Below are 26,627 nucleotides of genomic sequence, written 5' to 3' on the forward strand. Positions count from 1 at the left end.
CGTAGCCCCGCCCTCCGCCGCCCGCCCGCTTCAGTGGCCTACGGGTACGTACCGGGCGAGATCGGTAGCCCTGCTCATCAACCATTCGAGCGGCCCGCGCCGGGAGATCCGCGACCAGGCGGTAGCGAGAACCATCGCGACGGCGACGAAGCCGAACAGAACGCGCAGCGGCGATCCAGGGACCCGCTCGATGCCCAAGAGCCCGATCGCGACAAGGTGGCAGACATACGCCGTCAGCGACATGGATCCCACCGCGATCACCGGCCGGGCCAGGGCGAGGAGGCGTGGGCTGGCGTCCATGGCGATGAGGCAGGTGGCCAAGACGGCGAGCGCCACCCCGGTGTTGCCAATGATCGACAACGTCGTCTGGCTGTGCGGAGAGGCCACCAAGAGCCAGGCCGGGGTGTCGTAGGTCGGGTAGCCGGCGATGTCCGACCACCACGCACGCGCCGCACCTGGCCCGGCGACGCCGATAAGGGCGTGCGCGGCACCGGGGACGGTCCGCAACGCCAGCCAGGACCCCCCGTAGCCTGTCACGGCGAGACAGACGCCGACGAGGGCCAGGCGCACGCGGACCGTGGCGCAGGTCAACTCAAGACGGGCGACGGCCATACCGGCGATCACGAACGGGACCCAGGTGATGGCCGGGTAACTGCCGCTGACGAGAAGGGAGAACGGGTCGTCCACTCCCACCTGACTCCCGTACCCGTGGCCACCCGTCGCGTGTGCCACGACATACAGCACCTGAGGAAAGACGACGGCGGTCCCCGCCGCGATCCAGGCCAGCGGCCTGGCGCCGAGCCGGTACAGCGGCAGCACGAGCAGGAAGTACACACCGTAGAAGGACAGGATGACATCGACGGGGGTGTCGGTCAGGGTGACGGCGGAACCGCCAACTACCAGTAGCGCGGCCCGGATTGTCACCTTGACGACGGCCTCACGGCCGGCGGCCCCCCTCTTCGGTGTGCTCCGACCGGTGATGAGAACGACGGTGAAGCCCGCCAACAAGGCAAAGAGCGCCGAGGATCTCCCGTGCGTCCATTCCATCAGGAAGCCCGTCGTGCCGCCCCGGTTCGGAGCAGGCCCCACATGGGCTGCGTACATCCCGAACACCGCAAGGCCGCGGGCCAGATCGACGCCGAACAGCCGCCCCGTCGAAGGGCGTTGAGACCTGTCGACCGGGGCCGATGCGCCAACCGCGGGCAGGACCTCTGTCTGTCGCACGGTGCTCACGGCGTCCACGGTGCGCACCGCCGTCGTGCCCGCCGTCCGGTACGGCCCCGGCCAGGCCCTCTTCCCCTGTGCTGTCTCTCCCCACCGCATGCGTGCCTTAACGATCAAGGCGCGATACGGTCACTCGCCGCCGGATTCGTCGTCTAGGGCGTCAACAGATCGGTGGGCGGCCGTAATTGGCAAGGTGCGCCACCGACCGGCGGGGGCCGGCGGGGGCCGGCGGGGGCGGGTCACTGCCGGTATGCCGCGATGTCCTCAGCTCCGCTCGCGGAGGTACGCCTCCAACTCGGCCGCCCCAGTCAGCATCGCCCGCCCGCGGGCGGACAGCCGGCCGTGCCAGTCGTGCAGTGCGGCCTCCAACGGCTCCAGCCCACCGGCCGTCCGCACCTGGGCGATCAGGGGTGCGATCTGTTCCAACAGATAGCCGCCCCGCCTGAGTTGGTGGACCAGTTGGGCCTCGCGCACGTCGGCCTCGTCGTAGAGACGGTATCCGGTGGCTGGGTCGCGGCGCGGGCGCACCAGTCCGGCGCGCTCCCACTTGCGCAGCGTCGCGGGCCGGATGCCGAGCTTGTCCGCCAGTGGTCCGATGAACGTGCCGCCGGTGCCGGACAGCGGGGTGGGTGCGGTGGACTTGGACCCCATGCCTGGCCCGGTTCTGGTGGCGGTGGGCTCCAGGTCGCGGAGGGCGCGCTCCACGGCCTGGAGCGTTCGGCGGTCGTCCAGGAGTTGGGCGTGACGCTCATCGATGAGCCGCAACGCCTCGTCGGTCGCGTCCTGGTTCACCGCCCGCATGATCGCCGTCGCGGCCTGGTGGCCGTGGCCAGGCACCAGGGCCAGGAACGCGCGCAGTGCCGCCGCGTGCAGCGGCGTATAGGTGCGGTAGCCGTGCGGCGTGCGCCCGGCGACCGGCAGGATGCCGGCCTCCTCGTAGTTCCTGATCGCCTGGGTGGACAGACCGTGCCCACGCGCCAAATCCACCGGCCTGAGCCGTTCACGGCTTTGAAGGTTTCCCCCCATTGTTCCGCCAATCCAGCACATAAGTTTCCACCGAAGGTTCAACGATACCGTTGAAGCCATGGAAGCCAAGGCATCTGACATCCAAGACACCGCCCATGCCGTGGCGGCCGCGAACGTCATGCGGCTGCTGTCGTCCCGGCCGCAGATGCTCGCCCTGGGCGAGCCCACCCACGGCGAGGACACCCTGCTCGATGTGCGCAACGACCTCTTCCGGCAGCTCGTCGAGGAGGAGGGCTACCGCGCGATCGCGATCGAGAGCGACTGCATGCGGGGCCTCGTCGTCAACGACTACGTCACCTCGGGCACCGGCACCCTCGACGACGTCATGGAGCGCGGATTCAGCCACGGGTTCGGCGCGTCCGCCGCCAACCGCGAACTCGTGCGCTGGATGCGCGCCCACAACGACGGCCGCCCCGCCGCCGAAAGGGTCCACTTCGCCGGTTTCGACGGCCCGTTGGAGATCTCCGAGGCCGCGAGCCCCCGCCAGGCCCTTACCGCACTCCACGCCTACCTTTCGGCGCACGTGGACGCGGACCTGCTCCCGTGCACCGCGGACTCGCTCGACCGCCTGCTCGGCGCCGACGGCCGATGGAGCAACACCGCCGCGATGATGGACCCGACCCAGTCCGTCGGACAGTCGCCCGACGCCGCCCAACTACGCCCGCTCGCCGATGACTTGAGCTCTCTGCTCGACGAGCAGTCGCCACACCTGATCACGGAGACCTCGCGGGAGGACTGGGACCGGGCGCGCGGCTACGCGCGCACCGCCACCGGCCTGCTGCGCTACCACTTCTGGATGGCCGACACCTCGTCGGCCCGCATGACGCGCCTGGTCGGCATACGCGACCAGATGATGGCCGACAACCTCCTCGCCCTCGCCGAACGGCGACCGACACTGGTCTTCGCCCACAACCTCCACCTCCAGCGGCACAAGACCATGATGCGGATGGGCGAGCTGCCGTTGGAATGGTGGGGTGCCGGTGCGCTGGTCAGTGCCCGCCTGGGCGAGGAGTACGCCTTCCTGGCCACCGCCCTTGGCACGATCCGGCACCAGGGCGTGGACACCCCGCCCACAGACACCATCGAAGGCCGCCTGTACGCGCTTCCGGAAGACCGCTACGTCATCGATGCGCCCGGGCTGGCCACCTCCCTTGCGGAAACGCAGCCCTCCCCTCGCGTGTCCCCGTGGTTCGGCTACTTCCCCCTCGACCCGGCCCACTTGGCCGGCAGCGACGCCGTCGTCTTCGTCAAGGACGTTCCGCAGACGTGACGCCGTCGTGCCTGGGCGCCTCGGACACGTGCGCCGAGGCGCCCAGGGGCGCCGTCATCATCAACCGTCAGCAGCCGTTCGTCGTGGGCCGGTGCGAGCGGCGGCGTCGACCTCCACGACGCAGTGGCGCAGTTCGTAGCTTCCGATGCCGTCGACGAAGCCGATCGTGGGTGGCGTCGCCATGCGCACTCCCGGAAGGGCGAACAGCCTGCTGAGGAAGGTGTCCGTCTCCAGGAGCGCGATGTGCATTCCGGGGCACTTGTGCGGACCGTCGCCGAAGGACAGGGCGGGAGAACCGGTGCCCTCGGTCATGGCGCGCCCGGGACGGATGCGTTGCGGTTGTCGGCCCACGGCCCGTTCGTCGAGGTTGGCGTAGTCGATGAGGATCTCGATACGGGCGCCGGCCGGTACCGTGAGGGCCTCGTCGCCGTTGCCGGACAGGTCGAGGGGCTCGGTGGTGCGGCGGCTGAGGCGGCCGATGACCGGGTCGAGACGAAGGATCTCGGCGAGGACCGCGATCCTGCCGTCTTCGTCGGACGCCTGATAGTGCGTCAACAGTGCGGCGTCGGCGAACAGATGCCAGGCGGCCGCGCTGATGAACTCGCGGGTGGTCACCATGCCCGCCGCGGCGAAGGTGAGGCACTCGCCGAGGATCTCGGTGGTCGAGCAGCCCTCGTCGAGCAGGTGGGAAATCAGGTCGTCGCGGCGACTGCGGCGCCGACCCCGTACCGCGGGCCGTACGTCGCCCAGGTAGACACGCAGCCAGTTGGTGATCTGCCGCGTCATCCAGTAGATACCGTGCAGGCTCGTCAGCCCGGGCGTTCCGAACTTCTCGGGGAAGAAGCGTTCCAGCCGCTGCTTGATGCCGGGCCGGCTCTCGGTCAGGCCGATGACCGCGCACGCCACCTCGATCGCCACGTTGAAGGTCAGGTCGGAGAGCAACGCCCGGCCATTGGAGGTGAGTTGGTGCAGTTGGACCTGCGTGGCACGGTCCATGACGTCGCGGTAGTGGTGGTCGACGCGGCGCGGTGTGAAGAAGCGGGCAGTCTGTCGACGGTGCTCGCGATGTTCCGGTCCGTCTCGGTAGAGCACCGGGCGTCGGATGCGGGAGGGGAGATTCTCGACGGTCTCGACGCCGAGGCCGGCCTGCACGGTGGCGGTGCTGCGCAGCGCGGTGCGGGCTTCGGCGTACCCGCGCACCTGCCAACTGCCGTCGTCCGTACGCGAAACGGGGCAACCGGACGCCGTCGTCTCGCGCTCGATCCTGCGGTACCCGTAACTTCTGTCCTCGCCGTTCACGAGCGGCACCTCCGTTTCCCGAAGCCGGTGTGACGATGCCGGGTGCGCCGCCGACCGGACGCGACCGCACCGTGCGGTGGGCTTCGTGAGTCCTTCCCACGGAGGGCCTTCCGGTATCCCCGCCGGTGCGGTGTCGGTGGCGGGGACCGCTTCTCCACCCGGGCTCCACCCCTGAGTTGAGCCGCTCCGCCTGGGTTGGGTGCGATGGTGGAATCGTGCGACTCCCTGGCGGGGTACGGAAACGCGGAACGGACGGGAGGTGCTGCGATGCACCACGCTATGAACACCGCACTCATCATCACCGTCTGGCTCTGGGCGGTGGCCGAGGTCCTGCTCCAAGTCCGACAACGCGTCCGCAGCGAGCGAACCGAACGAACCGAGTGGATCAGCCTGCTGATGTTTGCGGTGCTGATCGGCGGTGGAATCGGGCTGGCGGCGCCGATCCGGCACGCATTGCCCAACCTGTCGTACTCAACGCGCGCAGCGGGCGTGCAGGTGGTGCTACTGCTCGTGGTGTGGTGCGCGTTGGGGTTCCGGTTGTGGGCGATCGTCACGCTGGGGCGCTTCTTCCGCGGCACCGTGCACATTCAGCACGGTCACCGGGTCGTCACCGCGGGCCCGTACCGATGGGTGCGACACCCCGCCTACACCGGGATCCTGATCGCCGGCGTGGACCTCGCGGTTCTGACGGACAACGCGGCTTCCGCGCTGGTGATCACCGCATGTTGTCTGCTCGCGCTGGCATACCGGATACGCGTCGAGGAACGGATGTTGCTCGATGCGCTGGGGGAGGAGTACGGGGAATACGCCGCTCGGACCCGCAGGCTTGTGCCCGGTGTGTGGTGAGGTCGGTCGTGGCGAGCTGGCCGGGGTCTCGCCCCGAGGCGGGTCCCATGCGTCGCGCTGCGTTCCGGTCGGCCATCGAACGAACGCCGTTGGCCCGCCGGGTGGTTCACTCGGCTCCGTGGGCCGCGGTTGTGGTGGAGGCCCGTCGGCGCGCTCGGTAGGCGGCGGCCTTGATGCGGTTGCCGCATGCGTCCATTCCGCACCAGGTGCGCCGGGCGCCGCGCGAGCGGTCGAGGTAGAGGCGCGTGCAGCTGTTGCGGCCGCACTCCTTGAGGCAGGCGTGGGGATCGGCGAGCAGGGTGATCGCGCTTCGGGCGATCTGGGAGAGGACTGCGGGGAGCTCTCCTGACCTGTGTAGTCCTGCGTTGCTGAGCCTGAGCGTGGGCAAGGGGGACTCGGCCGTGTCGTTGAGGATCTTCAGGCTGGCCGGGGTGAAGGGCTGGTCGAGCACGCGGTCAAGGGCGAGTTGGTAGATCGCCTCTCGAAGCGTCAGGGCGGAGTCGAAGGTGGTGACGTCGGCCGTGACGCGGTCGGGGAGTTCGTCGCATGCGGTCACCCACCGTTCGAGGTCCGCGGGCGCGGCCAGGATGTCGATGGGCTCGTCTCGACGGGACAGGACGGTGCCGGCCAGATCGAGTCCTGGGTTGCCGCTCACGAATGCGAAATCCACGTCACCATCTTGACTGGTGACGTGGCTGACGGCAAGGTCGTTACGGAAGGCGTCACCTGTTAAGACGGTGACGTCGTGGCGAGCGGGAGGGTGCATGACTGGGATGCGCGATATCGAGGTGGTCGTCTTCGACGTCCTCGGAACATTGGTTGACGAACCCAGTGGGCTTCGGGCGGCAGTTCGTGAGGCGGTGCCCGGGGCCGACGACGCGTCCGTCGAGGAGTTGCTCACCTTGTGGCAGCAGCATCGCGAGCATGAGCTGTGGCGCATCGGGCAAGGGCATCGCCCGTACGCCAACAGTGAGGTCATCGACGAGGAGGCCGCTCAACGGGTGGCCGAGCGTGCGGGGTTCGATGATCCGGTGGCCATCGCCCGCCTGGCGACCGCGTGGCAGCGGCTGCCTCCCTGGGACGACTCCGTCGCCGGCCTTGAGCAGTTGGCACGGCAGTTGCCCGTCCTCGGACTGTCCAATGCCAGCCGCACCGCGCTGCTGCGACTGAGCGCACATGCCGGACTGCGCTGGCACCAAGCCCTGTCTGGCGAGGCCGCCATGGCCTACAAGCCGGCGCCGGAGGTCTACCAGCTCGCCATCGATGCTGCCGGTTGCCCACCAGAGCGCATGCTCATGGTGGCCACCCATGCCTGGGACCTCCGTGGGGCCCAGGCGCGCGGCATGCGGACCGCCTACGTTCGGCGGCCGGTGGGGGACCCGCCGACGAGCTCCGATACCTTCGACGGGCAGTTCGACGGGCTGGGCGGACTGGTCGCCGCGCTGACGGCGAGGTAGCCAGTAAGCCGTCGCATTCAGGGCTTGCGGGCCAGGCCCCCTACGATGAGCCGCTCCCAGACCGTCAAGTCGCGCTCTGCCGGCCCGATGCGGGTGAGCCCCTCCGCCGTCTCCGTCACCTCCGGCCGCCACAGGGAGCTGGGGACGATCCCCGGTTCCAGGATTTCCAGGTCGCCGAAGAGGTCGCGGATCTCCTGGTCGGTGCGCCACCGGCCGCGGCCGAAGGTGGCCTGGAGCACCGCCTCGGCCTCGGCGGTCTCGGGGTTGCCGCCGCTGCGGAAGTGGGAGATGAAGAAGTAGCTGTCGGACGGGACTTGCTGCTGCCAGTAGTCGACGAGGGAGCGGGGGCCCTCGTCGTCGTTGATGTGGTGCAGGATGGCGCTGTGGATCACCGCCACGGGCCGGTCGAAGTCGATCAGGTCGATGGTGTCCGGGTGTTCCCGGATGCGGTGCGGGTCGCGGACGTCGGCCTGGATGACGCGGGTGTGTTGGCTCTCCTCAAGTAGGGCGCGGCCGTGGGCCAGGACGATGGGGTCGTTGTCGATGTAGACCACGCGGGCGTCGGGGATGTGGCGCTGGGCGACCTGGTGGACGTTGTCTGCCGTCGGCAGCCCGCTGCCCATGTCGATGAACTGCTCGATGCCCGCCAACGCGAGCTCCCGCACGGCGCGGACGAGGTTTTGCCGGTTGGCGTGCGCGATGGCCACCGAGCCGGGCAGGTCGCGGGTGAACTTGTCTCCGATGACGCGGTCCACCTCGTAGTTGTCCTTGCCGCCCAGGAGATAGTCGTAGACCCGGGCGATGCTCGGCTTCGACTGGTCCACGCCGGAAAAGCCCTCGGTCATGTCAACTACCTTCCTGCCAGCGGAGTTTCTGGCGGACATGGTAGGCGAGGGGGGCGTCTTGGGCGATTCATGCGGACGCCGTGGTCGGGTCCGTGAGCGTGGTGACCCTTCCGGCGCTGGGAGGCTGCGGCCACTCACTCAGCGCAGTGCGATGAGTCCTGCGTCGGTTGGTGTGAAGCCGCAGGCGTCGAAGTAGAAGGGACGCAGCTGTTCCTCGAAGTCGACGTGGAGCCATTCGCAGTGTGCCGCGCGGGCGTTGCGGGCCGCGGCCGCCACGAGTTCGGTTCCGACGCCAGTCTTGCGCAGGTCCGGAGCGACCATCGTGTCGAGGACGAAGGCATGGACGCCGCCGTCCCAGGCGACGTTGACGAATCCCACGAGCCTGTCCCCTTCTCGGGCGCAGACCCAACCGAGGCTGTGGCGGTGCAGTCGTGTCTGCCAGTCGGTCGGTGTCGGGGCGTGGCCGAACGCCTCCCCGTGGAGCGCGTTGACGGCCTCGTTGTCGAAACCGCCTCGCCATTCGTACGTGAGCGCCATGGCCGCATCGTAGGTCAGGGGCGGCCGCTCCAGCGGGTGTTGGGGCCAAGACGGTCAGAGCGCAGGCGGCCCCGCCTCGATGCGGCGCAGCACTGGGGGGAGGCGGTCCAGGTCGGGGCCGGTTTGGAGTTGGCGTTCGTCCCACCAGGTGGCGCCGGCGTCGTGGAGCGGACCGAGCACGTCCCTGGCCCTGGCCGGGTCGGAGGGCGTGGCGCCGCCGAGCACGAGCTCGAAGGGACGCTCGGTCGCGGCCGTACGGTGTTTGCGGACGTAGTCGACCAGCTCACGCACTTCCGCCACCTCGGGCACCTGTCCGTGCCGGGCCGTCTCGAACAGCGGCACCGCGCCGTCCCATCGCGCCGCCCGCCGCATGGGTGCGCGATGCGGCCAGAACCCGCCGATCCACACTGGGGGATGGGGCTGCTGCACGGTCGCAGGCAGCAGCGTTACGTCGCGGGCCTCGTAGTGCTGGCCGTGGTGGTCCACCGGCTCGCCGGACCAGAAGCGCCGTAGCAGCTCCAGTCCCTCGTCCAACCGCTCGGCGAGGAGACGCGGTTCGGCGGTATCGCCGAAGCTGCGGTACTCGTCCTCGATGGGACCGCCGAGGCCGGCGGCGAAGATCACCCGGCCGTGGGTGAGGTGGTCCAACGTGGCTACCTGGCGGGCGAGTTGCTGTGGGCGGTAGCGCGGGACGGGCGTCAGTAGTGGGCCGAGCCGGATACGGGAGGTCGCCAGCGCGGCCGCGGTCAGCAGCATCCAGGGATCGCCGAAAGGGCGCCCTTGGTGCTGCCTGTGCAGTACGTGGTCCCAGACGAAGAGCCCGTCCCAGCCGGCCTGTTCGGCGGCGGTCGCCACCGTCGCGACGTTGCGGGGGTCGGCGAAGTCGCCGAAGTTGGGGATGTTGAGGGAGAAGCGCATGCCAGCAAGGATGCGCAACCGGCCTTGCCGGGGCAATGGGGCGTGCCTGCCGTCGACGTCCGGGTGACTGAACGGCAATAGCGGGAGCCAGGGGGGAGCCGCCCTGCCGCGGCCGTCGTGGCCCATAGGGCATTACATCGGGCATGCCGGGAAGCGCCAGAAGTCTCAGTAGAAGGCCAGACTTGCGCCAGTAATGTCTGATTCCGCACTGGGGGATACGGAGCCGTTCCACGATGCTGAGGAGCCAGCCGGCCCGGCGATCGAAGCTCGGCCGGCGCCACTAGGGAGGGGACTTTCATGCGAACCATGCTTCGTCGCGCCGCCGCGCTCGCGGCCGGCACCGCCGCGGCGGCTGTGCTCACCATCGGCGCCGCCAGCGCCGCACCCGCCAGCACCTGGGCCGGATGCCCGGACGGCGCGGTCTGCGTCTACCCACAGGACCAGAACCCGGCCGCCTCGCCGAGCCTGACCTTCTGGAGCTACGGCGCACACAACCTCAACAACCAGTACGGATACCACTGGGTCCTCAACAACCAGTACGGCGGCGCCCACGCCAAGCTGTGCACGGGCTACAACGGCACCGGCAACTGCTACGACGACATGGCACCGCAGAACGGCTGGTGGGCCGACCTCACCCCGGTCAACTCAATCGTCCTGTACCAGTAAGCCACTCCTCTCCCCGGGCCTTCGCGGGCCCGGGGGCCTATCGGAGGCGTGCCCGGTAATGGGGTGGTGTTCGGCACTGTTGTCTGGGTGGTGTCACGGTTTTGGGGGCTGTGGCGTCTGGTTGGCGAGCGCGGGCGTACGGGCCTACGGACCCAGGGGTGGATGGGCGTAAGGGCGTACTGCCGGTGATCCGGGCGCGGTGGTTGTTCCGCGCGGGCTGGCCACGAGGAGGGACGGGAACGGCATGGAGACCTTGACCGTGCGACGGGTCATTGCAGCGCCGATCGCGGAGGTTTTCCGTTGGTGTGCCACGACGACCAACTACGCTCGCACACCGTTCGTCCTCAAGGCACGGTTGGCGAGGCCGGGCCAGGGTGCCCCCTATGGGGTGGGCGCGGTGCGGCTGCACACGTGGTTGATCGGCTGGTTCCGCGAGCGGATCACCGTCTACAACCCGCCATACGACTTCGACTACGCCGTCGAACGCAGCTTTCCACCGGCCCGGCACGAGCTGGGCCGGATGACCTTCACCGAGGTGCCCGGCGGCACCCTCGTCGCCTGGACCACCGCCTTCCAGCTCCCACTTCCCGTCGTCGGCGCCGCCCTGACCCGCGCACTGGCCAAACCGATCGTCGCCCATGTCTTCGGCAGGATCCTCGATGCCGCGGACACAGCGCTCACGGAACCTGGAGCGAACGGCGCCAACGGTGGTTAGCGGAGGGGGTGTTGGGCCGCGTTTGTGTCGTGCCAGGCGCCGTGTGGCACGCATCGCGCACGGGAAGTGCAAGGGGCGTCGGTAGGCTCACAATGCGGCGCAGGCGTCACCAAGAGCCCGGTCGAGGATCGTCAGGCCGAGCGACAGCTCGTCCTCGGTGGCGGTCAGTGGGGGTGCGATCCGGAAGACCCCGCCCATGCCGGGTAGTTGGACGATGTTCATGTGCAGGCCGAGTTCGAGGCAGCGCTGAGTGACCTGAGCACCCAGTTCGTCCCAGCTCTGCTTCGTCTCCCGGTCCACGACGAGTTCGATGCCGGCCAGCAGGCCCCGGCCGCGGATGTCGCCGACGACGGTGTGTCGTTCGGCGATCTCCGTGAGGCCGTGGCGGAGGAACGCGCCGAGCGAGCGTGCCCGTTCGTCGAGTTCGTCGTCGATCAGGACGTCGAGGACGGCGTTGCCGACCGCCGCCACCAGCGGGTCGGCGACGTGCGTGGTGAAGAACAGGAACCCGCGGTCATGTGCTTCCTGCTCGATCTCGGCGCTGGTGATCACGGCTGCGAGGGGCAGCCCGGCGCCGAGCGTCTTGGACACCGTGAGGATGTCGGGGACGACACCGTCACGCTCGAACGCGTACCAGGTGCCGGTGCGGCACAGGCCGGTCTGGGCCTCGTCGAAGATCAGCAACATGCCGCGTTGCCGGCACTTTTCCTTGAGTGCCGCGAAGTACCCCTCCGGTGGCTCGATGATGCCGCCCGAGCTGAGGATCGGTTCGACCAGGCACGCGGCCAGGCTGCCGGTCGACTGCGCGTCGATCAGGTCGAAGGCGAAGTCCAGTTGGCGGCGCCAGTCCAGTGTGCCGTCGGGCGTGGTGAAGTCGGGGCGGTACGCGTTCGGCACCGGGATGGCGAAGTTGCCTGGCGCGGTCGGGCCGTAGCCCTTGCGGCCCGTGCTGTAGGTGGCGGATGCGGCGGCCTGCGTCATGCCGTGCCAGGACCGCGCGAACGAGACGACCTCGTGCCGGCCGGTGACCAACTTGGCCATCCGGAGGGCCGCCTCGTTGGACTCGGCGCCGGTCGTCAGCAGCAGTGCCTTGTCCAGCGGGGCCGGCAGCGTGCCGGCCAGCCGCCTGGCGAGGTCGACCACCGGGCGGCTGAGCATGCCGCTGTAGAGGTGGTCGAGGGTGGCTATCTGGCGTTGGACGGTCTCGACGATCCTCGGGTGGGAGTGGCCGAGGATCGCGCTCATCTGGCCGGAGGTGAAGTCCAGGATTTTCCGGCCGTCCGCGGTGTAGAGGAAACTCCCGGCGGCGCGGTCGATGATCTCGCGGGTGAACGCGCCGCCGTAGCGCACGAGATGACGATCGGCATCCGCCCAAAAGGACTCGGCGGTTGCGGTTGCGGTGGGCGCGGAGGTGGGGATCGAAGTAGCCATGCTGCTGACGGTAAGCCGCGCCGGAGCGGCACGTCACGGCCCTGTCACGATGCGTTTTGCGCCGTGGGGGAGGTCGGTTGGTGATCGACCGGCAGGCGCGGGCGCCTGGGGCCGGGTGTGTGCCTGGGCCCGGGTGTCTCGCCCGTGGCATGGGGGCCGTCGGCATCGGTCAGGAGGGGCCGTCGCTCCCGCGTGGTTCCGCCCACCGTCACGGTGTGCTGCACGAGGCCGGGTAGCGTTCGTTGGGGGCCGTTGTTCGCCATTCGGTTGTGGTGAGGCGGCGGTTGGCGAAGCGGCAGAGTGATTTCTGCCAGTTGGTGGGGTCGAGGTCCACGGAGACGAGCGTGTGCGCGCCGGCGAGGATGGCCCGGGTGCCGGTGGGGGTGATTTGGGGTTGGGCGTGGCCGCCCAGTGCCGCCAACCGCGGCCCTACTTGCTTGCGTTGGTGCAGGTCCCACAGCCAGAGGCTGCCGATGTTGAAGTCGCCCTGCGGGTGCGTGACGACGAGGAGATGGCGGCCGTCCGGGGCGAGGGTGATGGCCTGCACGGCCGTCTCGTCGGGGTCGGCGACGGCGAAGGCGGGGGTGCGACGGGCGCCGGTGTGGGCGTCCCAGAGTTGCACCGCGGCGTTGGAGGACACGGTGGCGAGGGTCTGGCCGTCGGGGGAGTATGTGACGAACAGGCCGGATTTCGTGGGCTGTTGTTGTCTGCCGGTCGCGGTGTTCCAGAAGTGGATGCGTGCCTGGCGGTCCGCGGTGGCCAGGGTCTTGCCGTCGGGGCTGAGCGCCATGGAGTCCAGATGGCCGTTCTGCCGCAGCGAACCGTAGGTGCGGATGCTGCGGCCGTCGGACAGGCGCCAGCGTTCCACCGTGGCCTCCTGGGAGAGGGCGAGGTAGAGCTGCCGCCCGTCGGGAGAGAAGGCCAGTCCGCTGGCGGCCTCCCCGGGGTTGGGGCGGACGGTACTGCGGAGGGTGGCCATGCGGCGCCCGGTCGTGGTGTCGAAGAGGTCGGCGTAGCTCTGCCGCATCTCGCCCGAGATGAGCTGCTCTCCGGTGCCGACGGTCCGCGCGACGGCGACGCGGGAACCGTCGGGGCTGTAGGCGACGGCCCAGCCGGTGCCGTGGAGGGGCATGGCGTGGCGCCGTCGCCCGTTGGCACTGTCGATGAGGGTGAGGGTGGTGCCGTGGACGACGGCGAGGGTGCGGCCGTCGGGGCTCAGGGCGTTGGCCGCGACGGTGGTGACGGGGGCGGGCAGGTGCGAGACGATCCGGCCGTGGCCGTCCAGGCGCCAACCCATCAGCTCGCCCCGGTCGTTGACGGTTGCCACGCGACGGCCGTCGGGACTGTGCAGCACGCCGGCTTCGGCCCTGGGCAGGACCGTGCCGAGCGCCGCCAACCACATGCCGTACTGTGGCGGGCCGGTGACCAGGTCGGGGAGCCGGCTGTCCCCTTCCGTGTTGGTGTAGACCTTGAACAGTCCGGCTTTGCGCAGCTTCTCGAAGTTGACCGGGCCGAGCCTGCGGTGGGACGTGAGGTCCCAGACCTCTGTACGGGTGGGACCCGTTCCGGCGGTTTCCAGTACTGCGCGGCGCCCGTCGTCCGAGACCGCGTTCGGTGTCATCTCGGGATCCGGTACCCAGGCGTCGTGCTTGACCGGGTCGAGGACCTTGGCGATGCGGTGGTCCCTGACGACCGGTTCGTCAGCGGCGGTCCAGCCGTACAGCGCACTGTCGTCGGGTTGCGTGGTGGCCTCGCGGGTGACGCGGGCGCCCAGGGGGCGGCCGGTTGCCTGGCGCAGGGTGCCCGCGTCCGGGTCGTTGCACCACACCCGGGTGCCGCGCGGACTGGGGGCGGGGTCGGTGCAGGGGTAGTGGGCAAGGTCGCGGTGGTGGGTTACGTCGCGCAGGAGGGTGGTCGGTGAGCCGGCAGCGGCGGCCACCACCTGGTTGCCGTCCCCGGACAGACCGCCGGACCACGTACCGGAGGCGGACGGGCGCGCGGCGGTGTGGAAGGCGTCCACCACGCGGAGCGAGGCGGTGTCGCGGACCTCGATCCGGTCTGCCCGGCCCACCACGATCCGTCGCCCGTCCGCGCTGAGGCCGCGGCGGGCATCGGACGGCAGCGTGCCGGGCAGGGTTCCGCGCGGCCACCAGGTCGTGGCGTCCCAGACGAGGGTCGTGCCGCCGGTGAGCGTCACGGCGAAGATCCGGCCGCGCTGGCTGAAGGCCATGTTCGGCTGACGCTCAGTGCCGGTTGCCAGGAGGGTGACGGCCTGGTTGATCCGCATCAGTTGGGTGGCCATCGCGTTGCGGCCTCGTAGGTGTCCGCCTGCGCGTAGGAGGCCGCGGCCAGCAGCGAGGAGCCGATGAGCCCGGGGTAGGGCGGCGCGTCCGCCGCGGTGGCCAGCCGCTGGGAGAGGGCGGTCCTGCGCTGCTGTTCGGCGTCCGCCTGGCCGGTCAGTACCAGCGCGGTCAGTCCGGCGAGGGCCGTCACCATCGCCACGGTGATCAGCCACCACCGGCGGGCGCGGAGCCGGACCGCGCTGCGGCTTCGGTCGATGAACTCGTGCTGTTCGGTGGTGGGTTGGGCCCGGAAGCCGGGGATGTCGGGGGTGTGCGCGCGCCACGCCTCGGCGATCCGCACCTCGTGCGGGCGCAACAACAGCCCCTCGCTGAATCCGCTCACCTGCCAGGCACGGGCCTGGTCGGCAAGCCGGGTGCGCAGATCCACCCAGGCATGTTCCTGGGCGACGAACGCCAGGGTCTCCCGCACCCCGCGGTCGAAGTCGGCCGCCCCGGTCATGGTGAGCCGCTGGTAGTCGGTCAGTGGCCCCCAGCCCGCCTCGCGGAGTGCGGTGGTGACGCTGCCCGCCGGCTCGGGGGAGATCAGTACCGGGAGGATGCGCTTGCCCAGTGCGATGGCTTCCTGGCATTCGCGCCAACACCACTCGGACTTCAGCGAGTTGCGGCTGACCAGAACGATCACCGCGTCGGAGGCGCGCAGCATGTCGAAGATCTTCCGCCGCCACTTCTCCGATGCCTTGATCCCCTGCCAGTCCACCAACACCTCCCGTACGTGGTGTGCGAGCGCGGCCACGTAGCGGGCGGCGAAGTCGGAGTCGGCGCGGGAGTAGCTGAGGAACACCTGGGCGGTTTCCCGTAGTTGAGGTGGGCCCTCGTCCTCCGGCGCGTCGGCGAAGGGGTTGCGGAGCCGGGCCCGGCGCGCCGGCCACTCCCGTAATGCGGCGCTGCCCCCGCCGATCACCAGGCCCACCGCCACGACCAGCAGCGGCCAGTACCACCGCGCGAACGACGGGCCGAACAGGGAGGTGTGCACCTGCTGGTCGAGTCGCCCCAGCAGCTCCGCGCCCGGGGACGCCCGCTCCCCGGGCGGGAACTCCCCGCGGACGAACGGCAACGTCCAGTGCCGCACGGCCCAGGCCACGCTGCCGAGCACACCGGCCACGACGAGCGCCCAGAGTGCCAACTGCCTTACCGGCATGCGTAGTTCCGGCACCCAGTGTCCGGCCCGCCTCCGGTACACCAGGCCCTGCGCGACGGTCGAACCCAACCCGAGCACCGTCACCGCCCCCACCAGGACCCAGCCGTACGGGGGCGGCAGAGCGGGGCGCAACGGAACGGCCAGCGCGGCCAGGCCCGCCGCGGACAGCAGCCACACCAGGCTCTCAGGGCGCAGGAGCCGGCGCCCTCGCCACTGCGGTCGCCGGGCCCCTGCCGGGCGCCTCCGCAGTTGCCCCGCCGTTTCCACCAGCGGGCTGAAGACCAGCGTGACCAGGGGTATCCCGATGAGCCCGCCCAGGGACCCGAAGAATGGCCGGCACAGTAGCCAGGCCAGCGCACAGGCGAGCAGCCACGCGGCGCGGGTGCTCATCGCCCATCGTCGTAAGCGCGAGACCATGAACCCTCCCGAGAGAGTGCGTCAGGGTGCGTCTTCCTTCTTCCCGTGGGAGCGGAGGGTCACCCGCGGGGCGGGGCTTTCGGCGGCCGGCGGGCGGCTTGCGCGCGGCGCCTGGTGGGTGCCTGTCCCCGCGCGGGTGGGAAGAGGCGACTTCAGCCAGTTCTGCGGATTTCCCTGTCTGCGGGCGCAACGACTTCAGGCCACGCCGGACCGGTGCCCGATGAATGTGAATCTCCGTCAACTCAGGGCCGGTGAACGGATGTTGTCGGAACGGGCGAGGGATTTGCCGTTCTTTGGTGTGGCGACAAAAAGCCCCGTGCGGGCGCGCAAAAGAAGCCAAGGGATCACGGGGCTGCATGGCGCCCCGAGGGACGGGAGAAGCATGCTGTTGCCCCTCGGGCCCGCCGAATGTGACATCGAACTTTCATGGAAGGGACGGCATGGCCGCCAGCGCAACGCGTCGCCTTTATGAGACTTTCCCCTTTCCCTCGCCCGGAGTTGAGAGGCCGCTGATCGATGTGGTGGGGAGCGAGCTTCCCCTGGTCATCGAGGGCGGACTGGCCGACGGCTGGTCGGTGCTCGACGCCGGGTGCGGCACCGGGCACACCCTGATCGGGCTGGCGCGCGCATATCCGAAGGTGCGCTTTGTGGGGCTCGAACCGTGTTATGCCTCGCGCGAAATCGCGCAGCGGCTGGCCCGGCGGCACGGGGTCAGTAACGTGGAATTCATCGACGGCGCGATATCGGGCGCCGCACTGTCCGAACGTTTTGAATTCATCTATAGCTACGGCGTCGTCCATCACCTACCGGACCCCCGGGCCGGACTCCAGTGGCTCGGCGACCACCTGGCCGACGACGGGTTACTGCACGTATGGCTGTACAACGCCATCGGTGAGGCGCAGCGCATGCGCGACCGCGAACTGGTCCGTCTGATGGGCGCCCGCGAGGACGCCACGGGTCTCGACGTCGTCAGGGCGCTGGGGCTCTCCCTCTCGCTCGACGCCTACGGCATGCCCGGTGCCTGGGCCGGTACCGCGCTGGACCGGGCCGAGCAGGACGTCTTCGACGCGGACGCCTATCTCAATCCCGTGGTGCACACCCTGCGGTTCGGCGATCTGCCGAGGCTGTTGGACGGGGCGGCCGACTGGGTGGCGGCCGATCGCGTCTACGGGCCGCACGGCGCCCCCTACCTGGACCTGGCCGGCGCAGGCGACTTCCCGGCCCAGGGGCCCGAACTGCTGTGCCCCGAGGACCTCTTCGCCGACCCCGGGCTCCGGGCCCGGATCGGTGAGCTCGACAACCTCGACCGGCTGCGGGCGGTGGAACTGCTCCAACGACCCACCGGATTCCGCGCGTTGGCCGGCCGAGGAGCCGCCCTGGAGCGGTGCACCCCGCGCATCGCCGGCAACCTCCTGACCCGCGTGGCACCGCGGGATTAGCCCCCAACGCGCCAGCCCAGTACCGCAGTTACGGACAACGCCGCTGACGGCGCTGACACCGCTGACGTCGACGACTCCGCCGGCTCGGCCGGCTCGACGACGAGGCCGAGGGCGCGTCCGCTGCGGCTCCCGAGGAAAGGGCCAGCTCCCCGTGCTCGACCCCCGCATCAAAGAACGCTTCCTCGACGTACTCAACGCGACTCCGCTGCCGGAGCCGATGACCCCCGATGTGCTGCGCGCCGCGGTCGAGGGCATGGTCGCCTTCTGCGCCCCGCCGCCCGCCGTCGCCCAGGTGACCGACGGCACGGCCGCACACGGCACGAGCGAGGTGCCGTACCGGCTCTACCACCCCCGGCCAGGCACCCTCCTCCCGCTCGTCGTGTACTTCCACGGCGGCGGTTGGACGGCCGGCAGCATCGCCTACATGGATCCGCCGCTGCGGGCCCTGGCGGTGGAGGCCGGGGTGGCGGTGCTCAACGTCGACTACCGGCTCGCGCCCGAACACCCCTTCCCGGCCGGACTGCACGACGCGCAGGCCATCACGGCCTGGGCCCACGAGAATGCCGCCGCGCTCGGGTGCGACCCCGCCAGGTTGGCGGTCGCCGGGGACAGCGCGGGAGGGGCCCTCGCCGCCGCCGTCGCCCTCGAAGCCCGCGGCTCGGCGACGCCCCTCGCCCACCAGCTCCTGATCAATCCGGCGCTGGACCCGCGGCGGAACGCCCCCTCGTACCGGGAGTTCGCCACCGGCTACCAGAACACCGCGGCGATGATGGAGGCGTGCTGGCGCGCGTACCTGGGCCGCCCCGAAGGCCCGTTGGACGACGCGCCGTGGCGGGCCGCCCCCGCCCTCGCCCCGGACCTAGCCGGCCTGCCGCCGGCCACCGTCATCACCGTCGAGTACGACCCGCTGCGCGACGAGGGTGAGGCGTACGCCGCGCGGATGGCCGCCGCCGGCGTGCCGACCACCCTCGTGCGGTGTCCGGGACTCGTCCACTGCGCACTCCACCTGGACGGCGTGGCTCCCCGCGCCGCCGCCCTACGGCAGCACGCGGTACGGGCGTTGACCGCCGCGTTCGCCTGACCTAAGACAGCAAAGGACCCCGCATGGCAATCGACGAGGATGCCCCGATGTACCGGGCCATCGCCGAAATCTACGACCGACTGGACGACTGGATCGTCGCGAACTGGCACGAGAAGCCGGTCCCCGAACGGGTCGCGTTCCTGCGCGAGCAGTGGGCGCGGCGCGACGGCGACGTGCGGGACGTGTTGGACCTGTGCTGCGGCACCGGCAGCGTGCTGCACGACCTCGCCCGGGCCGGCTACGCGGTCACCGGGCTCGACCAGTCGCCGCAGATGCTCGCCCTCGCCCGTCAGCGCCTCGGCAAGCAAGTGCCGCTGATCCAGGCGCAGTTGCCCGAACTCCCGCTGCCCGAGGCGTCCGTCGACGCGGTGAGCTCCACCGGTTCGGGGCTGAGCTACACCGCCGGCGAGGAGGAGCTGACCGAGATCTTCCGGGCCGTGCACCGGGTCCTGCGCCCCGGCGGCGTCTTCGTCTTCGACGTGCTGTCCCGCCACATGGTCACCGAACACGCGGGGCATCGGGTATGGGCCGCAGACCAGGGCGACTTCGCCTTCATCTGGGAGTTCACCAACTCCGACGAGCGCTACAGCGACGCCTTCTACACCCAGTTCCTCCGCCGCGGTGCGGGCGAGGGCGCCACCTATGTGCGGACGAGCGAGAAGCACCGCCTGTACGTCCTGGACCACCCGCTGGTGCGCCGCAGCGCCGAGCGGGCCGGCTTCGCCCGCGCCGAGGTCTTCGACAACTACACCAACGCCCCCGCCCACGCGACCACGCTCTACGACACCTGGTCCCTCACCCGCAACTGACGTAAAGGACACCGCACATGATGCAGGGACAGCCACACGAGGACGCCGGCACGCCCGAGCCCTACGCCGCGACCGCCGACGTGTACGACCGGCTCGTCGACTACGCCATCGCCCAGTGGGGAGAGTCGCCCCGGGCAAAAATGGCGGACTTCATCGAACGTCTCTGGGCCGCCCGCGGGCAGCGCGTGCACCGGGTGTTGGAACTGTGCTGCGGCACCGGCCTGATGACCGAACAACTGGTGGGCCGCGGCTACGAGGTCACCGCCCTGGACCGCTCCGAGACCATGCTCGCGCTGGCCAAGAACCGGGTCGGCCGGGCCGCCGACTTCCGGCAGTTGGAACTGCCCGCACGGCTGCCGACCGCCGCGGACGCCGTGGTGTGCACCGCCGCCGCCCTCAACTACCAGCCCGACGCACGGTCGTTGGGCGAGACTTTGCGCTCCGTGGCCGAGGTGCTGCCGCCCGGCGCGACGTTCGTCTTCGACATCGAGACCGCCGCCCTGCTCAAGGGGCACTGGGGCAACCGCATGTGGGCCGCCGACCAGGACGACCTGGCCTTCATCTGGAACTTCACCAGCGAACCGGACACCCCCTACTGCGATCTGCACTACACCCAGTTCACCCGCCACGGTGCGGTGGACAGCTACGCCGGCACCCGCGAGGTGCACCGGTTGTACGCGTTCGACCACGACACCGTCCGCGCCCAGGCACGCACCGCGGGCTTCGTCAGGGCAGAGGTGTTCGACAACTACACCGAGCGCCCCACCACCGACACCACCCACTACGAGACCTGGGTCCTGACCCGGGGCGAAGGCTAGGGACATGCTGATCTGCGGACTGAAACTCACCCACGACGGCGGCCTGGCCGTCGTCGAAGACGGCAGGCTCCGCTTCTCCGTGGAAATGGAGAAGGTGGACAACAGCCGGCGCTTCCAACCGCTGGACCGACTGGAGCGGGCCGAGGACGTGCTCGCCAGGGAAGGCGTGGCCCTCGGCGACATCGACCGGTTCGTGGTGGACGGCTGGTTCGCCCCAGCGGGCCAGGACCAGCGGAACCCGTTGCTGCACGTCTCCCACCAGGGGCGCCCCGTGGTGCTGCCGGTGGCCGCCTACCAGGACGTGCCCGGCGCCGACGTACTGGCCCGGCACGACTTCATCGGGCTTCCGCTCGGTTCCGCCAGGCACGCCTACAGCGGCTACCACCACAGCACCCAACACCTGATGGGCTCCTACGCCACCAGCCCGTTCGCCCGGCGCGGCCAGGACGCCCTGGTCCTGGTGTGGGACGGCGGCATGACCCCCGTCCTGTACCGGGTCCAACCCCAACCCCTCCGCGTCACGCGCCTGGGGGAGCTGTTCCCCCTGTACGGCAGCATCTTCGCGGACTTCTGCGCCGCCCTGCCGCCGTTCCGCGGCGCCCCCCAACCGACCACGGATGACCAGCAGTTGATGCCCCGTAACCTCGACGTGGCCGGCAAGGCCATGGCGTACGCCGCCCTCGGCACGGACAACCCGGGCTTCGACACCTTCCTCACCGAGCAACTCGACGCCATGGAACTGTCGTTCACGATGGGCGACGACCTCGCCCGCGCGCTCAAGGGCGACGCCGCATCCGCCTGGCCCGACGCCACGGACGCGGACCTCATCGCCACCTTCCAGGGCTATGTGGGCCGTCGACTGCACGCCGCCCTCGGCGCCGCCGTGCGCGACCGCGACCTGCCGCCCCGCCTGTGCCTGGCCGGCGGCTGCGCGCTGAACATCAAGTGGAACAACCTGCTGCGCTCCGCCGGCCTGTTCGAGGAGGTGTGGGTGCCACCGTTCCCCAACGACTCCGGGGCCGCCCTGGGAGCCGCCGCCACGGAGTGGGCCCGGACCAGCGGCCGGCCCGTCCTCGAATGGTCGGTCTACCAGGGCCCCCGCCTGCGGCCGGCGCTGGACGACCCGCCGGGATGGACCTCAACCGCCTGCGACATCAACGGACTTGCCCGCGAACTGCACGACACCGGCGCGCCCGTCGTGGTGCTCACCGGTCGGGCCGAACTGGGCCCGCGCGCCCTGGGCCACCGCAGCATCTTCGCCCCGGCCACCGACGCCGGCATGAAGGAACACCTCAACCGCATCAAGGACCGCGAGGACTACCGACCGGTCGCCCCGGTATGCCTGGAACACCGGGCGCCGGAACTGTTCGCCCCCGGCACCCCAGACCCCCATATGCTCTTCGACCACGACACCCGGGTCGGTTGGGAGGCCAAGGTCCCCGCCGTCGTACACCTCGACGGCACCGCCCGCCTCCAGACCGTCAATAGTCGCCAATCACCGTTCGTACACGCACTGTTGACCGCCTACGAGAAGCTCTCGGGCATCCCACTGCTCTGCAACACCAGCGCCAACCACAAGGGCCGCGGCTTCTTCCCCGACGTCGCCTCGGCCGCGGCCTGGGGACGGGTACCCGCCATCTGGTCCGAGGGCCGGCTCTACCGTCGCACATGACCGCCTTCCGGCCCGCCACGGCCCGCGACCTCCCCGATGTCGCCGCCACCCTCGCCGAGGCGTTCGCCGCCGATCCGCCGACCCAGTGGGTCTTCCCGGACGGAACGGCAGCCCTCACCCGCTTCTTCTCGGGCGTCGCCGGCCGCGTCCACGCGGCCGGCGGGATCGTCGAACTGTCGCCCGGCACCGCGGCGATGCTCGCCCTGCCCCCGCACGCCCAACTCCCCGACGACCCCGCCCCCGGCCGGGAGGGCGAGATGCGCAACCGCCTGGACGCACACCATCCGCACGCCCCGCACTACTACCTGCTGTTCTACGGCGTGCGCAGCGCCCACCAGGAGTCCGGTCTGGGCGGACGGATGCTCTCCCGCCTCACCGCGCTGGCCGACCGCGACCGCGTCGGCGCCTACGCCGAGGCCAGCACCTGGCGCGGCGCACGACTGATGCTCCGGCACGGATTCCGACACACCCGGACGCTGCACCTCCCCGACGGACCACCCATGTTCCCCGTATGGAGAAACCCCATCGATGACGACCCCGACAGACCACGCGGAACGGGCAGTTGACGCCTGGCTCCAGCGCATCCGCAAGGGCCCACCCGGACCGTTCCCGCACCGCCCGGTCACCCGCGTCATACGGGCCCACGGCACCGCGGCACTGCCCGGCGGGCTTCAGACCCGACTCCTCGATGCCTGGGACTGGGCCCGCAGTCGCCCCCTCGAACCAGGCACCCTGGAATGGGCGACCGCGGCCTGGCTGACCTGCCTGACCAGCTCCCTGCGCAACGCGCCCTCCTACGGCGCCTACACCATGACCGCGCTGTTCGGCCAATGGTGCCGCCTGGGCGACTTTGCTCGACGCGCCGCGCGACTGTCCGCACTGCTCACCGCGGACCTGGTCCGGCACGAACTGCGACGGGCCGCCCGCGAGGAACGCCTCGGCGAACGCCGCTTCCGCTCCACCGCAGCCAGCCACCTCGCGCGCCACCTGCACGCACACCACGGCTGGGCCGACGCCGACACCAAGCCCCGGCACACCGGTATCGCCGAGGCCATGCACCGCTGCAACCGACTGCTGTCCGCAGGCGGTGCCGGACTCCCGGGACCGCTGGAGCTGCTGGTGGAGTCGTCCCTCCCGGTGGCGACGGCGCAACCGGACGAACCCCTGTTCCTCCGTAGCGTGCAGATCATGGAACTCCTCGCCGAACAGGCCGCGTTCCACACCGCACAGGCCCACCAACAGGCCCTGGCCACCAACCCCGACAGCGCCGCGCTGACCGCGTCGCTGCACGCCACCGCTGCCCATCTCGCCCGTGCCCAGCACGTCTTCCGCCTGGTCGCCATCATCGACCCCGACCAGTTCGCCGCGATCCGCGCGGCCACCACAGGCACCGGCGCACTCCAGTCACCCGGCTTCGCGCGCCTGGAGCGACGCTGCCGCGGCGAGGCCGCCCTCCGCCCCGAACCCCTCGCCGCGGTCGGCCCGGAGACGGCCCCGCCCCACACCCCCTCCCTCGCCACCGCACTCGCCCGCGTCACCGGCCGCCTGGAAACGCACGACCAGGCCGCCGCCGAGGGCCTACGCCTGGCCGTCGACGCGGTCAACGACCAGTGGGCGCGGTGGAAACGCACCCACCTCGGCGTCGCGAAGAAGACCATCGGCGATGTGCCAGGCACCGGCGGCACCGACGGCATCCGCTACCTCGCCCGCCATCTCAAGGAGCCGCTGCTATGAAGCCCACCGACGCGCAGTCCCCCCGCACCCCGCACATGGACCACGACACCTTCCGCGCCCTGGGCCACCAGACCATCGACTGGATCGCCGACTACTGGCAACACCTGGAGGACCTACCGGTCGCCCCACCCGTCGAACCGGGCAGCATCCGCGCCCAACTCCCGGCCACCCCGCCCGAGCACGGCGAGGACTTCCCGGCCCTCCTCGCCGACCTCGAACGGATCGTGCTCCCGGGCCTGATGCACTGGCAACACCCCCGATTCTTCGGCTACTTCCCCGCCAACGCCTCCGGCCCCGCCGTCCTGGCCGAACTGCTCTCCGCCGGCCTGGGCGTCCAAGGCATGAACTGGAGCACCAGCCCCGCCTGCACCGAGGTCGAACAGCAGATGCTGGACTGGTTCGTGCACCTGCTCGGACTGCCCGACAACTTCCGCGGCAAGGGCGTCATCCAAGACACCGCCTCGAGCGCCGTACTGGTCGCGCTGCTCACCGCACTGCACCGCACGAGCGCGGGCCGCACTCGCGAAAACGGCACCAGCGAACGCCGCTACCGTGTCTATCTGACCCGCCAGACACACTCCGCGGCCGCCAAGGCAGCCGTCATCGCCGGACTGGGACTGCGCGCCGTCTGCGAAGTGGCCACCGACGCAGACGGCGCCATGGACCACGCCGACCTCGAATCCCGCATCCGGGCCGACCTGGCCGCCGGCCTCACCCCCCTCATGGTGGTCGCCACCCGCGGCACCACCTCCCACCTCTCCTTCGACCCCCTCGACGCCATCGGCCCGATCTGCCGCAGGCACGGGGTCTGGCTCCACGTCGACGCCGCCTACGCCGGCGTGGCCGCGGTCTGCGACGAACTGCGCTGGGTCAACGACGGCGTGCACCACGCGGATTCCTACTGCACCAACCCGCACAAGTGGCTGCTGACCAACTTCGACTGCGACCTGCTGTGGGTGACCGACCCCGACGCCCTCGTCGGCGCCCTGAGCGTGCTCCCCGAATACCTACGCAACGCCGCCTCCGAGTCGGGCCGGGTGACCGACTACCGACACTGGCAGATCCCCCTGGGCCGCCGCTTCCGCGCCCTGAAACTCTGGTCCGTGGTCCGCTGGTACGGAACGGAGGGGCTGCGCACCCACATCCGCACCGGCGTACGCCACGCCCGACTCTTCGCCGAACTGCTCCGCACCGACGGCCGCTTCACCCTGCTCGCCCCACCCACCCTGGGCCTGGTGACCTTCCGCCTCAACGGCTCCGAAGCCGACAACCGCAACCTCCTCCACACCGTCAACGCCGACGGCACCACCTTCCTCACCCACTCCGAACACCACGGCGTCTTCTTCCTCCGCCTGGCCGCCGGAGGCACCCGCACCCAAGACCGCCACATACACCAGGCATGGCACGCCGTCCGCCACGCGGTCCCCCACCACATCACCGCGGAAACGGTCGAGGCAGAGGCGAGTTGACGGTGCGTTCAGGCGGAGGCGAGGCGTGATGAAACGTGACGAGGCGGGATGAGGTGAGATGACATGGGATCGACCGGCCGGGGGGAGAGCACCTCTCCTTCAGGCCCCACGGGAAACCGCCGGGGATGGCAAGCGGGGCTTCAGGAGTGGCCCAAGAAGGTTCAAAGACGGGGCGGTTGGGGCCTGCGGGGCTCTTGACGGCGGCCTTGGTCTAGTCCAAATGTTGTCGGTGAACGGTCATGCTCTTCCCCTCCCCCCACGGAAGGACCGGACACTGATGAGGAAGTCGACCCGCATTGCCCTGGCCGCGGCCGTCGCCGGCACCATGTCCGCCGTAGGAATCACCGCCGCCAGCGCGAGCGTCGCGCATCCGCAGGCGCTCCGACCGGCCGCCCGCCTCGACGCGGCGGGGCAGTTCGCCCCGTACGTGGACATGAGCAACTCCGGTGTGGGCAAGCTCGATGGAGCCATCACGGGCCATGGCGTGAAGACCTACACCGCCGCCTTCACCATCGGCTCCGGTTGCAACAACGTCTGGGGTGACACGCTCCCCGTCGGCAGTGACCCGAACGTCGACCCGGTGATCGCCAAGGCCAAGAGCGAGGGCGCCAGCGTGATCATTTCCTCCGGGGGAGCGGGCGGTGCGCCGCTGGCGTTCACCTGCACCGACCAGGGCGAGATCGACGAGGGCTACCAGAAGGAGATCACCGCCTACGGCACCCACTCCCTGGACTTCGACATCGAGGGTGCGTCCGTGGCCGACACCGCGGGCGTGGCCCGGCAGATGACCGCCATCAAGGACCTGAAGGCGAAGAACTCCGGGCTGACCGCCTCGGTGACGCTGCCGGTGTTGCCCAACGGGCTGACGGGCGACGGCGTCAACGTGCTGAAGGCCGCCAAGGCGGCCGGCGTGAAGCTGGACAACGTCAACGTCATGACGATGGACTACGGGCAGGGCACCGGCGCGGACATGGGCGCGGCCGCGATCAGCGCGGGCAAGGCCACCCTGGCGCAGATGAAGTCCGTGGACTCCAGTTACACCTACGCCAACCTCGGCATCACGCCGATGATCGGCGTGAACGACGACGGCTCCACCTTCAGCCTGGCCAACGCCGCGTCAGTGGCGAGTTGGGCGGCGAGCAACGGGGTCGGGCGGATGTCCTACTGGTCCGTGAGCCGCGACCAGGCATGTACCGCGGCCGCGAAGAAGGCGTCGGGTGCGTCGAGGACGCCGGCTCCGTCTGCGGTGTCGGCCAAGGCGGGCCCGGAGGCCGCGCGGGGCGCGAAGCCGGCGTCCTCGCCGGTGTGTAGCGGGGTCTCGCAGTCGCCGTATGCGTTCACGGACGCGCTCGGCAAGGGCTGAGAGGCAGTCTGACGCGGGGCGTGCGGCCACCGTGGGGGTGGTCGCACGCTCCGCGGTCGCCCGCCGGGGTGGTGGTACCGGTCTTGATGC

24 protein-coding genes are annotated in these 26,627 nt (G+C 70.4%); 14 read left to right on the top strand and 10 right to left on the bottom strand.

Translation table 11 applies throughout. The features are described from left to right. Nucleotides 1-30: 30 nt before the first annotated feature. Complete coding sequence (locus ACFVFQ_RS27325; protein WP_383420671.1) at nucleotides 31-1,233, bottom strand: DUF418 domain-containing protein; 1,203 nt, start codon at nucleotides 1,231-1,233, stop codon at nucleotides 31-33. Between the two features lie 255 nt (nucleotides 1,234-1,488). Further along, nucleotides 1,489-2,250, bottom strand: a complete 762-nt coding sequence (locus tag ACFVFQ_RS27330; protein WP_383420673.1) for a TioE family transcriptional regulator — start codon at nucleotides 2,248-2,250, stop codon at nucleotides 1,489-1,491. Between the two features lie 58 nt (nucleotides 2,251-2,308). Between ACFVFQ_RS27330 and ACFVFQ_RS27335 the strand changes: the two genes are divergently transcribed. Beyond that, nucleotides 2,309-3,520, top strand: coding sequence for an erythromycin esterase family protein (locus ACFVFQ_RS27335; protein WP_383420675.1), 1,212 nt, complete (start codon nucleotides 2,309-2,311; stop codon nucleotides 3,518-3,520). A gap of 60 nt (nucleotides 3,521-3,580) precedes the next feature. Here the strand turns inward: ACFVFQ_RS27335 and ACFVFQ_RS27340 are convergent, their stop codons facing one another. Beyond that, nucleotides 3,581-4,819 carry a cytochrome P450 gene (locus tag ACFVFQ_RS27340; RefSeq protein WP_383420676.1) on the bottom strand — a complete coding sequence of 413 codons (1,239 nt, stop codon included), beginning with the start codon at nucleotides 4,817-4,819 and terminating at the stop codon, nucleotides 3,581-3,583. Nucleotides 4,820-5,098: 279 nt separating this feature from the next. On the opposite strand from ACFVFQ_RS27340, the gene ACFVFQ_RS27345 reads away from it, so the two are divergent. Then, nucleotides 5,099-5,665 (top strand): methyltransferase family protein, encoded by a 567-nt coding sequence (locus tag ACFVFQ_RS27345; RefSeq protein WP_383420678.1) that lies wholly within the window; start codon nucleotides 5,099-5,101, stop codon nucleotides 5,663-5,665. 106 nt (nucleotides 5,666-5,771) lie between these two features. Here the strand turns inward: ACFVFQ_RS27345 and ACFVFQ_RS27350 are convergent, their stop codons facing one another. Further along, complete coding sequence (locus ACFVFQ_RS27350) at nucleotides 5,772-6,335, bottom strand: CGNR zinc finger domain-containing protein (protein WP_383420680.1); 564 nt, start codon at nucleotides 6,333-6,335, stop codon at nucleotides 5,772-5,774. A gap of 94 nt (nucleotides 6,336-6,429) precedes the next feature. On the opposite strand from ACFVFQ_RS27350, the gene ACFVFQ_RS27355 reads away from it, so the two are divergent. Next, a complete protein-coding gene (locus tag ACFVFQ_RS27355) occupies nucleotides 6,430-7,122 on the top strand; it encodes a haloacid dehalogenase type II (RefSeq protein WP_383420682.1) in 693 nt (230 codons plus the stop codon). A 17-nt stretch (nucleotides 7,123-7,139) separates the two neighbouring features. Here the strand turns inward: ACFVFQ_RS27355 and ACFVFQ_RS27360 are convergent, their stop codons facing one another. The 3 genes from ACFVFQ_RS27360 to ACFVFQ_RS27370 form a co-directional block, all read right to left on the bottom strand. Further along, on the bottom strand, nucleotides 7,140-7,967 hold the full coding sequence (locus ACFVFQ_RS27360) for an SAM-dependent methyltransferase (RefSeq protein ID WP_383420684.1): 828 nt from the start codon (nucleotides 7,965-7,967) through the stop codon (nucleotides 7,140-7,142). Between the two features lie 138 nt (nucleotides 7,968-8,105). Further along, nucleotides 8,106-8,504 (bottom strand): GNAT family N-acetyltransferase, encoded by a 399-nt coding sequence (locus ACFVFQ_RS27365; RefSeq protein WP_383420686.1) that lies wholly within the window; start codon nucleotides 8,502-8,504, stop codon nucleotides 8,106-8,108. A 54-nt stretch (nucleotides 8,505-8,558) separates the two neighbouring features. After that, nucleotides 8,559-9,422, bottom strand: a complete 864-nt coding sequence (locus ACFVFQ_RS27370) for an LLM class flavin-dependent oxidoreductase (RefSeq protein WP_383420688.1) — start codon at nucleotides 9,420-9,422, stop codon at nucleotides 8,559-8,561. Nucleotides 9,423-9,719: 297 nt separating this feature from the next. Here ACFVFQ_RS27370 and ACFVFQ_RS27375 point away from each other — a divergent pair, with 297 nt between their 5' ends. Together ACFVFQ_RS27375 and ACFVFQ_RS27380 are read left to right on the top strand one after the other, a co-directional pair. Continuing rightward, the gene (locus ACFVFQ_RS27375; RefSeq protein ID WP_383420690.1) at nucleotides 9,720-10,088 is read left to right on the top strand and encodes a hypothetical protein; all 369 of its coding nucleotides are present in this window, start codon (nucleotides 9,720-9,722) and stop codon (nucleotides 10,086-10,088) included. A 244-nt stretch (nucleotides 10,089-10,332) separates the two neighbouring features. Further along, nucleotides 10,333-10,803, top strand: coding sequence for an SRPBCC family protein (locus ACFVFQ_RS27380; RefSeq protein ID WP_383420691.1), 471 nt, complete (start codon nucleotides 10,333-10,335; stop codon nucleotides 10,801-10,803). A gap of 87 nt (nucleotides 10,804-10,890) precedes the next feature. Here ACFVFQ_RS27380 and ACFVFQ_RS27385 read toward each other — a convergent pair whose 3' ends face one another. The 3 genes from ACFVFQ_RS27385 to ACFVFQ_RS27395 all read right to left on the bottom strand — a co-directional run bounded on the left by ACFVFQ_RS27385 (nucleotide 10,891) and on the right by ACFVFQ_RS27395 (nucleotide 16,125). Further along, on the bottom strand, nucleotides 10,891-12,234 hold the full coding sequence (locus ACFVFQ_RS27385; protein WP_383420693.1) for an aspartate aminotransferase family protein: 1,344 nt from the start codon (nucleotides 12,232-12,234) through the stop codon (nucleotides 10,891-10,893). Nucleotides 12,235-12,442: 208 nt separating this feature from the next. Then, nucleotides 12,443-14,536: a hypothetical protein gene (locus tag ACFVFQ_RS27390; protein ID WP_383420695.1), complete on the bottom strand. Its 2,094-nt coding sequence runs from the start codon at nucleotides 14,534-14,536 to the stop codon at nucleotides 12,443-12,445. Further along, nucleotides 14,521-16,125 carry a toll/interleukin-1 receptor domain-containing protein gene (locus ACFVFQ_RS27395; protein ID WP_383420697.1) on the bottom strand — a complete coding sequence of 535 codons (1,605 nt, stop codon included), beginning with the start codon at nucleotides 16,123-16,125 and terminating at the stop codon, nucleotides 14,521-14,523. The genes ACFVFQ_RS27390 and ACFVFQ_RS27395 overlap by 16 nt, the downstream gene beginning before the upstream one ends. 548 nt (nucleotides 16,126-16,673) lie before the next feature. On the opposite strand from ACFVFQ_RS27395, the gene ACFVFQ_RS27400 reads away from it, so the two are divergent. From ACFVFQ_RS27400 to ACFVFQ_RS27440, 9 genes are all read left to right on the top strand, one after another. Then, on the top strand, nucleotides 16,674-17,591 hold the full coding sequence (locus ACFVFQ_RS27400; protein ID WP_383420699.1) for a class I SAM-dependent methyltransferase: 918 nt from the start codon (nucleotides 16,674-16,676) through the stop codon (nucleotides 17,589-17,591). A gap of 151 nt (nucleotides 17,592-17,742) precedes the next feature. Further along, complete coding sequence (locus ACFVFQ_RS27405; protein ID WP_383420701.1) at nucleotides 17,743-18,672, top strand: alpha/beta hydrolase; 930 nt, start codon at nucleotides 17,743-17,745, stop codon at nucleotides 18,670-18,672. Nucleotides 18,673-18,695: 23 nt separating this feature from the next. Then, the gene (locus ACFVFQ_RS27410; protein WP_383420703.1) at nucleotides 18,696-19,481 is read left to right on the top strand and encodes a class I SAM-dependent DNA methyltransferase; all 786 of its coding nucleotides are present in this window, start codon (nucleotides 18,696-18,698) and stop codon (nucleotides 19,479-19,481) included. A 17-nt stretch (nucleotides 19,482-19,498) separates the two neighbouring features. Next, the gene (locus ACFVFQ_RS27415) at nucleotides 19,499-20,299 is read left to right on the top strand and encodes a class I SAM-dependent DNA methyltransferase (RefSeq protein ID WP_383420705.1); all 801 of its coding nucleotides are present in this window, start codon (nucleotides 19,499-19,501) and stop codon (nucleotides 20,297-20,299) included. A gap of 4 nt (nucleotides 20,300-20,303) precedes the next feature. After that, the gene (locus ACFVFQ_RS27420; protein ID WP_383420707.1) at nucleotides 20,304-21,971 is read left to right on the top strand and encodes a carbamoyltransferase N-terminal domain-containing protein; all 1,668 of its coding nucleotides are present in this window, start codon (nucleotides 20,304-20,306) and stop codon (nucleotides 21,969-21,971) included. Beyond that, on the top strand, nucleotides 21,968-22,537 hold the full coding sequence (locus ACFVFQ_RS27425; RefSeq protein ID WP_383420709.1) for a GNAT family N-acetyltransferase: 570 nt from the start codon (nucleotides 21,968-21,970) through the stop codon (nucleotides 22,535-22,537). Before ACFVFQ_RS27420 ends, ACFVFQ_RS27425 begins: the two co-directional genes overlap by 4 nt. Continuing rightward, nucleotides 22,500-23,705 carry a hypothetical protein gene (locus ACFVFQ_RS27430; RefSeq protein ID WP_383420711.1) on the top strand — a complete coding sequence of 402 codons (1,206 nt, stop codon included), beginning with the start codon at nucleotides 22,500-22,502 and terminating at the stop codon, nucleotides 23,703-23,705. Before ACFVFQ_RS27425 ends, ACFVFQ_RS27430 begins: the two co-directional genes overlap by 38 nt. Beyond that, nucleotides 23,702-25,174 (top strand): pyridoxal phosphate-dependent decarboxylase family protein, encoded by a 1,473-nt coding sequence (locus ACFVFQ_RS27435; RefSeq protein ID WP_383420713.1) that lies wholly within the window; start codon nucleotides 23,702-23,704, stop codon nucleotides 25,172-25,174. Before ACFVFQ_RS27430 ends, ACFVFQ_RS27435 begins: the two co-directional genes overlap by 4 nt. A 277-nt stretch (nucleotides 25,175-25,451) precedes the next feature. Further along, nucleotides 25,452-26,537, top strand: coding sequence for a lysozyme (locus tag ACFVFQ_RS27440; RefSeq protein WP_383420715.1), 1,086 nt, complete (start codon nucleotides 25,452-25,454; stop codon nucleotides 26,535-26,537). Nucleotides 26,538-26,627: the final 90 nt, after the last annotated feature.

Source organism: Streptomyces sp. NPDC057743 (assembly GCF_042798755.1).
In the GTDB taxonomy this organism is placed as follows: domain Bacteria; phylum Actinomycetota; class Actinomycetes; order Streptomycetales; family Streptomycetaceae; genus Streptomyces.

Excerpts from the sequence above, each read along its gene's own strand:
- ACFVFQ_RS27330 (WP_383420673.1), bottom strand. The coding sequence starts at position 2,250 with ATGGGGGGAAACCTTCAAAGCCGTGAACGGCTCAGGCCGGTGGATTTG.
- ACFVFQ_RS27335 (WP_383420675.1), top strand. The coding sequence starts at position 2,309 with ATGGAAGCCAAGGCATCTGACATCCAAGACACCGCCCATGCCGTGGCG.
- ACFVFQ_RS27345 (WP_383420678.1), top strand. The coding sequence starts at position 5,099 with ATGAACACCGCACTCATCATCACCGTCTGGCTCTGGGCGGTGGCCGAG.
- ACFVFQ_RS27355 (WP_383420682.1), top strand. The coding sequence starts at position 6,430 with ATGACTGGGATGCGCGATATCGAGGTGGTCGTCTTCGACGTCCTCGGA.
- ACFVFQ_RS27360 (WP_383420684.1), bottom strand. The coding sequence starts at position 7,967 with ATGACCGAGGGCTTTTCCGGCGTGGACCAGTCGAAGCCGAGCATCGCC.
- ACFVFQ_RS27365 (WP_383420686.1), bottom strand. The coding sequence starts at position 8,504 with ATGGCGCTCACGTACGAATGGCGAGGCGGTTTCGACAACGAGGCCGTC.
- ACFVFQ_RS27370 (WP_383420688.1), bottom strand. The coding sequence starts at position 9,422 with ATGCGCTTCTCCCTCAACATCCCCAACTTCGGCGACTTCGCCGACCCC.
- ACFVFQ_RS27375 (WP_383420690.1), top strand. The coding sequence starts at position 9,720 with ATGCGAACCATGCTTCGTCGCGCCGCCGCGCTCGCGGCCGGCACCGCC.
- ACFVFQ_RS27380 (WP_383420691.1), top strand. The coding sequence starts at position 10,333 with ATGGAGACCTTGACCGTGCGACGGGTCATTGCAGCGCCGATCGCGGAG.
- ACFVFQ_RS27385 (WP_383420693.1), bottom strand. The coding sequence starts at position 12,234 with ATGGCTACTTCGATCCCCACCTCCGCGCCCACCGCAACCGCAACCGCC.
- ACFVFQ_RS27390 (WP_383420695.1), bottom strand. The coding sequence starts at position 14,536 with ATGGCCACCCAACTGATGCGGATCAACCAGGCCGTCACCCTCCTGGCA.
- ACFVFQ_RS27395 (WP_383420697.1), bottom strand. The coding sequence starts at position 16,125 with ATGAGCACCCGCGCCGCGTGGCTGCTCGCCTGTGCGCTGGCCTGGCTA.
- ACFVFQ_RS27410 (WP_383420703.1), top strand. The coding sequence starts at position 18,696 with ATGGCAATCGACGAGGATGCCCCGATGTACCGGGCCATCGCCGAAATC.
- ACFVFQ_RS27415 (WP_383420705.1), top strand. The coding sequence starts at position 19,499 with ATGATGCAGGGACAGCCACACGAGGACGCCGGCACGCCCGAGCCCTAC.
- ACFVFQ_RS27420 (WP_383420707.1), top strand. The coding sequence starts at position 20,304 with ATGCTGATCTGCGGACTGAAACTCACCCACGACGGCGGCCTGGCCGTC.
- ACFVFQ_RS27425 (WP_383420709.1), top strand. The coding sequence starts at position 21,968 with ATGACCGCCTTCCGGCCCGCCACGGCCCGCGACCTCCCCGATGTCGCC.
- ACFVFQ_RS27430 (WP_383420711.1), top strand. The coding sequence starts at position 22,500 with ATGACGACCCCGACAGACCACGCGGAACGGGCAGTTGACGCCTGGCTC.
- ACFVFQ_RS27435 (WP_383420713.1), top strand. The coding sequence starts at position 23,702 with ATGAAGCCCACCGACGCGCAGTCCCCCCGCACCCCGCACATGGACCAC.
- ACFVFQ_RS27440 (WP_383420715.1), top strand. The coding sequence starts at position 25,452 with ATGAGGAAGTCGACCCGCATTGCCCTGGCCGCGGCCGTCGCCGGCACC.